The following is an 8,760-nucleotide window of genomic DNA, read 5'->3' as shown; positions in this document are numbered from 1 at the left end:
AGCCAGCGCTTCCTGGAATCGGGTAGTCAGTTTGTCAAGTCGCATTTAGGAGCCCTCTTTTTCGGATGAGTGCCCGATGCGGAAGGCGGGGCGTCTGCGCCCCGGCCTGCCGATCCCGTCGCACGGGCCGGACACTGGATGTCTGATCGAAAGATAAGGCTTTGCGCCTACATTTCAAGGCCTGACTGCACGGCCATTGATGTGGCGCAGGAAATACGTTGCGACCTGTTCCCTCCCGCGCATTTCACGCGGCCGCGAGCGCCCGCTTGTCTTCCAGGTTGCGCACCAGCACCAGGGCTTCGCCGGCCAGCACCACGCGGCCATCGTCCCCGGTGACGACGGTGGCCAGGTTGACCAGATCCTTGTCGCCGCGCAGGCGCACGATCCGCACCGAGGCGGTCAGCAATTCGCCCAGCCGCGCCGGCGACCGCAGCCGCAGCGACTGTTTCATCCAGCCGGTGCCGCGGCCCGGCAAGCGCGTGCCCAGCAGGTCCGAGAACATGCCGGCCAGCAGGGGCAGCGGCACGATGGCACCCCCGAAGCCGCGGCTGCGGGCAAATACCGGGTCGGTATAGAAGGCGTTGCCATCGTCGGTCAACGACACGTATTCATCGATATCGCCGGCGCTGAAACTGCGTACCGCCGAAGCCTCCTGGCCGACGCTAAGGTGATAGAGCCTCCGGTCGCCGTCCACCGCGGCGGCAAGGCGCCCGGCGTCGTCCGCCTCGTCAAGCGGCGCCTGCGCCAGCGTTTCGGCACTTGCGTCGACCAGCAGGATCGCATCTCCCTGTGCCGTAATCTGCTCATCGGTAGCTGCCGTTCGCATGCGGCCACGCTGCATGCAGCGGATCTCGGTGTCCAGGGCGATACGGTCCTGGCCGGGCGTGTCGTTCAGCACCAGCACGGCCGCCACGCCGTCGCCGACGAAGGTGGGACGAGGAAACATCAGCGTCTGCCCGATCGGCAGGACCGGCCTGGGGTTGCTGCGCCGCATCTGCGCGCACAGCAGCGAAAACAGGAACATGCCGTGCGCCACGGTCGCGCCGAAATGCGTCGTCCTGGCGAACCGCGGGTCGCAGTGAATGGGATTGTCGTCGCGCGAGAGCGAAGCGAAGCGGTCGAAATCTTCTTGCGTCAGGACGCGCGTGCGGGATGCCTTCATCAGTTGGGTACCTCTACGGTGCTGCCGATGACCGTAATCCGGTCCGCATTGGCCGGGGTGGYGGCAAACGGCGGCAAGTTGGTGGGCAGGATGGTGGGCGCCGGCGACAAAATGCCACCGCGYGCGATCGTGCGCACCACCTGCGAGGGCGGCAGCGCGGTGCCGGTGGTGAGGTTGGCGTAGACCGCGTCGAGCGCCCGGTTCAGGTAGACGTGGAGCGGGATATAGCGATTGTCATAGCCCGCTACCGCGCCGATGAAACTGTCGAAGTGCTGGCCGTTCGTGACTTCCATATAGGAGAGATTGCTGGCGCTGCCCTCCTTGAGCCGGTTGTAGCCGAGATAGGGCCGCGAGGTATGGTTGACCGGCAGCAGCGCATCGCTGCGGCCATGCACGATGATGGCCGGCTTGCCATGCAGGTCGCCCGAGCGCAGCGTCTGCGCCAGCCCGGCCTGCAGCGCCTGGGCCTGGGTGCCGGTGCCGGTCAGCAGTGCGCGCAGGCAGCGGGCGCCATCGAGGTTGGCATCGGCCAGGCTTGTGCCGGGCGATCTGGAATAGAGGTCGCGCAGCGGCCCGCCGGGGTTGTTGTCGTTGATCAGTTGCACGCCGGCCGCCGGCGGCACGCCATTGCCCGTCGAATACAACACATTGAGCGTGGCCGGCGCGATTGTCGCCGGCGTCAGCACCGCCGTCCCGGTGGCGGCAAAGCTGTAGCCGCACAGACGGTCGGCCACGGCGGCACGCGCCAGCGCGTTGGCGAATGTCACGGATACCGCACTGGCCACCTCAAAAAGGGCAAGCGACGGATGGAGCGCGTCGGAATCCGACTCCCAGCCGGCATCATGCAGCTTCTGCAACGCATCGGCAGCCCGGCTGGCCCCGTCGGCCCCGCTGACCAGCCCGGCATTGGCCAGCGACTGGCAGCGGTTGAGCGCCGGTTGCACGAGCCCGACGGCGGGCAACGCATACAAGGCCACGCCCGGCGCATTCACCAGCGCGGTCGCCTGCGAGGTGCAAAGTTGCATCAGGTTGGCCGTGGTGGTGTAGTCATACAGCACGAGCCCCGACTTGCTGACCGGCACCCCACCACGCGTGACGATCACCCCGGTGTTGGCGGGCAGGTTGAGATTCGGCTCGGCCACCGCCACGCCGTCGATCAGGCCCTGGGTATCCTGCTCCGCCGCGGCGACGGCCGCGCCACCGCCATTGGAGACGCTGGACGCGATGACAACGATCTTGTCGGGGCCGAAGCTGCGCTGGCGCGTGCCATCGGAGGCCACCGTGCCAAACCGGTCATTGATGGCCCAGATCGCGAATTCGGCGGCCTGCAGCGTGAAGGTGCCCCAGTCCTTCTCGGGATTGCGCTGCGAATGGGCGTGCTTGAACGCGAGCCGGTGCGGCGCCAGCGCATTGAAGGCGGCCAGGCTGGTATTCGGGAACGGGGCGGCGAACTGCGCGCTGGTGCCGGCGGCGGTACGGTTGGCTCGCGTGCCGTCGATCAGCGGCACGGTGTCGGTATCCAGGTCGTGCGGCGCGGCGCCGGTGCCCTTGTCCGTATAGGCGACGGCGCAGCCGCGCTTGAGCGCCCACTCGCCAGTGGAAATCGCGCCGTAGACGCCCCGCGAGCCGGACGAGGTGGCCGTGATCAGGCAGGGCTTGGCCACGTTGAAACTRTCGGGAATCTGCACCAGCATCGTCACGTTCTGCTGGCCGCTGCCATCGTCCGAGAAGGCCAGGTACTCGCGCCCGGCGACCTTCCCCTGCCCGCTGGTGACATTGCCCTGCGCGTCCACGTTGGGGCCATACAGGCTGCCATAGCCACCGCCCACCGTGATATCCACCAGCGCGCGGTAGTTGGTATAGATGGCATAGCGGCGCAACTCGGCCGCCGTGGGCGCCGCGGGGTTCAGCGGCACCGGCGCCGTGGCCGAGCCCAGGCCGTCCTTGCCAAGACCGGCGGTGAGCAGGTCGTCGGTGTTGCCGTCGTAGGTCGTAATCGTTACCGCACCGATATTCGCGGGCTTGGGATTGGGATTGGGATTGCCGTTGTTCGCATTGTTGTCGCTCGAGCCGCATGCCACCAGCAGCAGGCCTGCCGCGCCTGCCAGCGCCAGGCGCCCTCCGCGTCCGCACCTACCGCCATGTCCTGCAAGTCCGCGCAACATGTTGACCCCCTTTTGCATGCTTGATCTATCGGAACGCAATACAGAAACGAGAATTTCACAAGACAGCAACTGCATGACATCGAACTGGGCCGCGACAGGCGCTGGCCGCCGCCTCATTGCGCCTGGAAACGCGCGCGCAACTTGTGTTTTTCCACCTTGCCGGACGGCGTGCGCGGCAGCGCCTCGATGATCCGGACATGGCGCGGCACCTTGTAGCCTGCCAGCGCCGCGCGGCAATACRCGAGCACCCCTTCAGCATCGAGCGCCACGCCTGGCCTGGCCACCACCAGGGCCATGCCGACTTCGCCCCAGCGCGCGTCCGGCACGCCGATGACGGCCGCCTCGGACACCCCGGCAAGCTGGAACAGCACGTTTTCCACTTCGGCGGGATAGACGTTCTCGCCACCGGAAATAAACATGTCCTTGGCGCGGTCGACGATGTAGTAATCGCCCTCCTCGTCCATGTAGGCGATGTCGCCCGAATGCAGCCAGCCGCCGCGAATGGCGGCATCGGTGGCCTGCGGCAGGTTCCAGTAGCCGGGCGTGACGCCCGGCCCCTTGATCAGCAACTCGCCGCGCTCGCCGGGCGCCACGTCGCGGCCGTGCGCATCCACCACCCGCGTCAGCATCGAGCCCACCGGCTTGCCGATGGTGCCGATCTTGCGGCGCGCAGTGGCTTCGTCGCAGACAAACACGGTGGGACCGGTCTCGGTCATGCCGAAGCCGAAGCAGATCGTCACGCCCTTGGCCAGGTAGGCCTCCAGCAGAGGCCGAGGCACCGCCGAGCCGCCCGCGGACATATTGCGCACCCGCGAAAAGTCCGCCGCCGCGAAGCCGGCATGCTGGCTCAGGAAGAGATAGACCGCGGGCACGGCAAAGAACATGGTGATGCCTTCGCCGGCGCTGGCATCGAGCTTGCCCAGCGTGACCGCGGCGTCGAACTGCCGCATGATATGCACGGTGCCGCCGGCATGGAGCACCGGGTTGGCGTACAGGTTCAGCCCGCCCGTATGGAAGAACGGCAGCACATTGAGGAACACGTCGTCGCGCGTGATCTTGTTGGCCAGCATGGCGTTGACGGCATTGAAGAAGACCATGCCATAGGTCTGTATCACGCCCTTGGGACGGCCGGTGGTGCCCGAGGTATATAGCAGGTGCCAGACCTCGTGCTCGTCGCGGCAAGGCATCTCGATGATGCGGCCCGAACTGCCGGCCAGCATCGCTTCATACTCCATCCAGCCTCCCGGCACATCGGCGCTCTCGTCGTCGGCCAGGTGCAGGACCGCGCGCAGGGGCAGCGCACTGCTCAAGTCCGCAGCGGTAGCCAGGAAGCCATCGCCGGCCACCAGCACGTCGGGCGCGCAGTCGCGCAGGATGGGCAACAATTCCGCCGCAGGCAGGCGCCAGTTCAGGCAGACCATCACCATGCCGGCCTTGGCGCAGCCGTAAAGCATCTCGAAATAATCGGAGCTGTTGTGGGCCAGCACGGCCACGCGGGCGCCAGGCGCCAGCTGCAACCGCTCGCCCAGGTACTCGGCGAAGCGGCTGGCACGTTCGTCGAACTGCCGGTAGGTCACCTTGCGGCCGCTCTCCACGTCGACCAGCGCCACCTTGTCCGGCGTGTGCAGGGCGTTCTTGTGCAGCCAGTCGACTACATACATGGTCCCGGATCTCCGCTGTTAGGTGTCTTTGTTATAGCGCTTCTTATCGTGCTTGTTAACACTTGCCGCATGGTCCGGCATGTCGAAAAGCCCTACGACGCCACCTCGTGCTCCGAGCGATCGCCGCGCAGGCGGCCAACGATGCCTTGCGGGAAGTAGTACACGCTGAGGATGAACAGCAGGCCGAGCCATAAGAGCCAGCGGTCCGGATGCAGCAGCCCCGAGAGCAGCGGCACGGCCGTGGTGGCCTCGCTGGCCAGCTTCATCACATCCTGCAGGTAGGTTTGCGCCACCAGGAACAGCGTAGTGCCGATGATGGCGCCGTACAGCGTGCCCATGCCGCCGATCACCACGATCAGCAGGATGTCGACCATGATCTCGAACGACAACGAAGTATCGGGCCCGTTGTAGCGCAGCCAGAGCGCCATCAGCACGCCGGCCAGCGTGGCGAACCCGGCCGACAGCACGGTGGACACGGTCCGGTACACCACGGTGCGGTAGCCGATCGCCTCGGCGCGGAAATCGTTCTCGCGGATCGCCTGCAGCACCCGGCCGAACGGCGAGTTGACCACGCGCAACAGCAGCAGGAACAGCACCAGCGCGCCGGCGAACACGAAGTAGTAGGAGAACAGCTTGCCGTTGAGCGGCACGCCGAACCACTCGGCGTCTCCCAGGGTAAAGCCTGGCGTGAAGACTTCCGGCACCTTGAAGGTGATGCCATCCTCGCCGCCGGTCCATTCAGACAACTGAGATACCAGCGTGGCGAAGGCGGTCGCCACCGCCAGCGTGATCATGGCGAAGAAGATGGCCCTGACCCGCAGCGAGAACAGCCCGATCAGGAAGGCCAGCGCCATCGACACCGCCAGCGCGCCCAGCGTGCCGAGCGCCAGCGCGCCCCACCCCGGATCGAGCCGCGACATGGCGATCGCCACACCATAGCCGCCGATGCCGAAGAACATGGTATGGGCAAAGGAGACGATGCCGGTATAGCCGAGCAGCAGGTCGTAGCTGGCCACCAGCACCACGAAGATGCAGATCTTGGCCGCCATATTGAGCGCGCGCGCGCCGGGAAACAGGAACGGCGCGCAGGCCAGCGCCAGCAGCATCGCCACCAGGATGACGGTGAGCACGCGGCTTCTTGGCAGGTCGCCGGAAAGCAATCGGATCATGGTTTTCCTCGGCGCTCAGCGCTTGGCTACCGGGTACAGGCCCTGCGGACGCCACAGCAGGATCATTACCATCAGCAGGATGTTCGAGAACAGCGCTACCTTGGGAAACAGGAAGCCGGTGTAGTTGGCCATCAGCCCGACCAGCAAGGCGCCGACGAAGCAGCCGGTGGTGGAGCCGAGCCCGCCGATGATGATGACGATGAAGATCAGCACATTGACCTGGGCGCCGATGGCGGCGGTGATGTTCTGCTGGTACAGGCCCCACAGCACGCCGCCCATCCCGGCCAGGCCGGCACCCACCACGAACACGCCGATAAACAGGCGCCGGATACGGTAGCCGAGTGACTCGACCATCTCGCGGTTCTCCACGCCGGCGCGGATCAACAGGCCAATGCGGGTACGGTTGAGCACCARCACCATGGAGACGAAGATCACCAGCCCGAGCACCACGGCGATCAGCCGGTATTTTTCGATCGCCGCATCGCCCAGCAAGACCGCGCCGCGGAAGGTGGTGGGCACCTGCAGCGCGATGGTTTCGGCGCCCCAGATGGCCTTGATCAGTTGCTCCGCCACGATCATGCCGCCCATGGTGATCAGGATCTGCTTCAGGTGCTGGCCGTAGACCGGGCGCACCACGATGCGCTCGAACAGGAAGCCGATCGCTCCCGCCGCCACCATCGCCGCTCCGATGGCGAGGCCGAACACGGCCAGGTTGAGCGCCAGGCTGTCGGCCTCCACCCAGGCGCCCAGCGGCAGCAGCACCGACGCCGCCACGTAGGCGCCCAGCGCGATAAACGCGCCGTGGCCGAAGTTGAGGACGTCCATCAGGCCGAACACCAGCGTCAGCCCCGAGGACACCACGAACACGATCATGCCCATGGCAAGGCCGGCAATGGTCAGGGTGAGCCAGGTCGAGCCACTGCCGATCAGGGGATAGGCCAGCAGCATCAGCAGCGGGGCCAGCGCCAGCGGCGTCCAGTCGAGCCGGACCTTGGGCAGGTCGGCCGGCGCCGCCGGCGTGGTGGGTAAGGAGCTTGTACTCGTCATTGTCTCGGTCCTGACGATTCTTGTTTGATTGCGTGAAGGCCTTGACGGCCCGCCACGGGCGGCGGCACTTGCCACCGCGCTTCATGCCGCGACCGACGCTACTGATGCGCCGCCAGCGACAAACCCAGCAGCCGCTGCTGCAAGGCCTCGTCCCCTGCCAGCTCAGCCATGTTGCCCGTATGCACCACGCGCCCGTCGTCCATCACGGCGACCGTATCCCCCACCGACCTGGCCATGTGGAAGTTCTGCTCCACCAGCAGGATCGACACGTCTGTCTGCTTGAGCTCGCGGAAGACCGTGATCATGTTCTGGATGATGGCCGGCGCCAGGCCCTTGGTCGGCTCGTCGACGATCAGCAGCTTGCGCGGCTCGATAATGGCCCGCGCCACCGACAGCATCTGCTTCTGCCCGCCGGACAACACGCCGGCTCGCTGGTGCCAGAAAATCTTCAGCGCGGGAAACATGCGGAATACCCAATCCAGCCGCTGCCCGTCGATGGCGCCGCTGCGCGCGGCCAGGCGCATGTTCTCGGCCACGGTCAGCTCGGAGAACACGCTCATGTTCTCCGGCACGTAGGCGATGCCGGCCTGCGCGATGGCGGGCGTGCCGCGGCGGGTAATATCCGCGCCGTCGAACGCGATGCGCCCCTCGCTGGCCTGCCAGAGATTCATGATGGTGCGCAGCGTGGTGGTCTTGCCGGCGCCATTGCGCCCGAGCAGCATCGTCACGCCGCCGCGCGGCACCGAAAAGCTCACGCCGTGCAGGATGTGATATGGCCCGATATGCGTCTGCACGCCATCCAGGCGCAGGATGGGCGTTGCCGGTCCGTCAGCCATGTCTGCCCTCCCCCTGCACGCCGTCGTCGGCGGCGCCGATCCCGAGATAAGCCTGTTGCACGATCGGCGAGGCGATCACCTCGGCCGGGTCACCGTCCGCCATCAGGTTGCCGTTATGCAGCACGATGATCCGGTCGGCCAGCGAGCGCACCACATCCATCTTGTGTTCCACCAGCAGCACCGTCTTGCTCCTGTCGCGCTTGATCTCCTGGATCAGGTCCAGGATGACGGGCACTTCGTCCACGCTCATGCCGGCGGTCGGCTCGTCGAACATGAAGATGCGCGGTTGCAGCGCCAGCAGGATGCCCACCTCCAGCTTGCGCTGGTTGCCGTGCGGCAGCGAGGCAACAGGCAAATGGCGCTTGTCGGCCATGGCCACGCGTTCAAGACAGCGCTCCGCCTCGGCGCGTACCGCGCGGTTGCCGCTCCACACGGACCACAGGTCCAGTCCGATGCGTTGCCGCGCCTGCACCGCCAGCCGCACATTCTCGAACACCGACAGGTTCGGGAACAGGCTGGTCAGCTGGAAGGCCCGGCCAATGCCGCGCGCCGCCTTGTGTGGTACCGGCAGCCGCGTCACATCCTCGCCGCCAAGCAGGATCTGCCCGGCGGTGGGTGGCAACTGGCCCGAGATCAGGTTGAAATAGGTGGTCTTGCCGGCCCCGTTGGGGCCGACGATGCAGGTCAGCTCGCCCGGTCGGAACGCGCATGACACCGCAT

7 protein-coding genes are annotated in these 8,760 nt (G+C 66.4%); all 7 read right to left on the bottom strand.

The annotated features are described in order from the left end of the window. Positions 1-244: 244 nt before the first annotated feature. Entirely contained in the window at positions 245-1,162 is a 918-nt protein-coding gene (locus AC1DKD_RS35605) for a MaoC/PaaZ C-terminal domain-containing protein (protein ID WP_441630757.1), read from the bottom strand. Continuing rightward, positions 1,162-3,327, bottom strand: a complete 2,166-nt coding sequence (locus AC1DKD_RS35600; RefSeq protein ID WP_477144329.1) for a D-(-)-3-hydroxybutyrate oligomer hydrolase — start codon at positions 3,325-3,327, stop codon at positions 1,162-1,164. Before AC1DKD_RS35600 ends, AC1DKD_RS35605 begins: the two co-directional genes overlap by 1 nt. 113 nt (positions 3,328-3,440) lie before the next feature. Further along, entirely contained in the window at positions 3,441-4,988 is a 1,548-nt protein-coding gene (locus AC1DKD_RS35595; RefSeq protein ID WP_477144328.1) for an acyl-CoA synthetase, read from the bottom strand. A gap of 92 nt (positions 4,989-5,080) precedes the next feature. Then, positions 5,081-6,157, bottom strand: a complete 1,077-nt coding sequence (locus AC1DKD_RS35590) for a branched-chain amino acid ABC transporter permease (protein WP_035872314.1) — start codon at positions 6,155-6,157, stop codon at positions 5,081-5,083. A gap of 15 nt (positions 6,158-6,172) precedes the next feature. After that, a complete protein-coding gene (locus AC1DKD_RS35585) occupies positions 6,173-7,204 on the bottom strand; it encodes a branched-chain amino acid ABC transporter permease (protein ID WP_045239967.1) in 1,032 nt (343 codons plus the stop codon). A 98-nt stretch (positions 7,205-7,302) separates the two neighbouring features. Then, the gene (locus AC1DKD_RS35580; RefSeq protein WP_035872323.1) at positions 7,303-8,040 is read right to left on the bottom strand and encodes an ABC transporter ATP-binding protein; all 738 of its coding nucleotides are present in this window, start codon (positions 8,038-8,040) and stop codon (positions 7,303-7,305) included. Continuing rightward, positions 8,033-8,760, bottom strand: a 728-nt coding sequence (locus AC1DKD_RS35575; protein ID WP_477144327.1) for an ABC transporter ATP-binding protein, incomplete at its 5' end; no start/stop codon positions are given. The genes AC1DKD_RS35580 and AC1DKD_RS35575, both read right to left, overlap by 8 nt.

This window comes from Cupriavidus sp. 05T313 (genome assembly GCF_056396665.1).
This window is presented reverse-complemented; position numbering and strand designations above follow the sequence as displayed.

What these genes read in the sequence shown, in the direction of transcription:
- AC1DKD_RS35590 (WP_035872314.1), bottom strand. Translation starts at nt 6,157, where the DNA reads ATGATCCGATTGCTTTCCGGCGACCTGCCAAGAAGCCGCGTGCTCACC.
- AC1DKD_RS35605 (WP_441630757.1), bottom strand. Translation starts at nt 1,162, where the DNA reads ATGAAGGCATCCCGCACGCGCGTCCTGACGCAAGAAGATTTCGACCGC.
- AC1DKD_RS35580 (WP_035872323.1), bottom strand. Translation starts at nt 8,040, where the DNA reads ATGGCTGACGGACCGGCAACGCCCATCCTGCGCCTGGATGGCGTGCAG.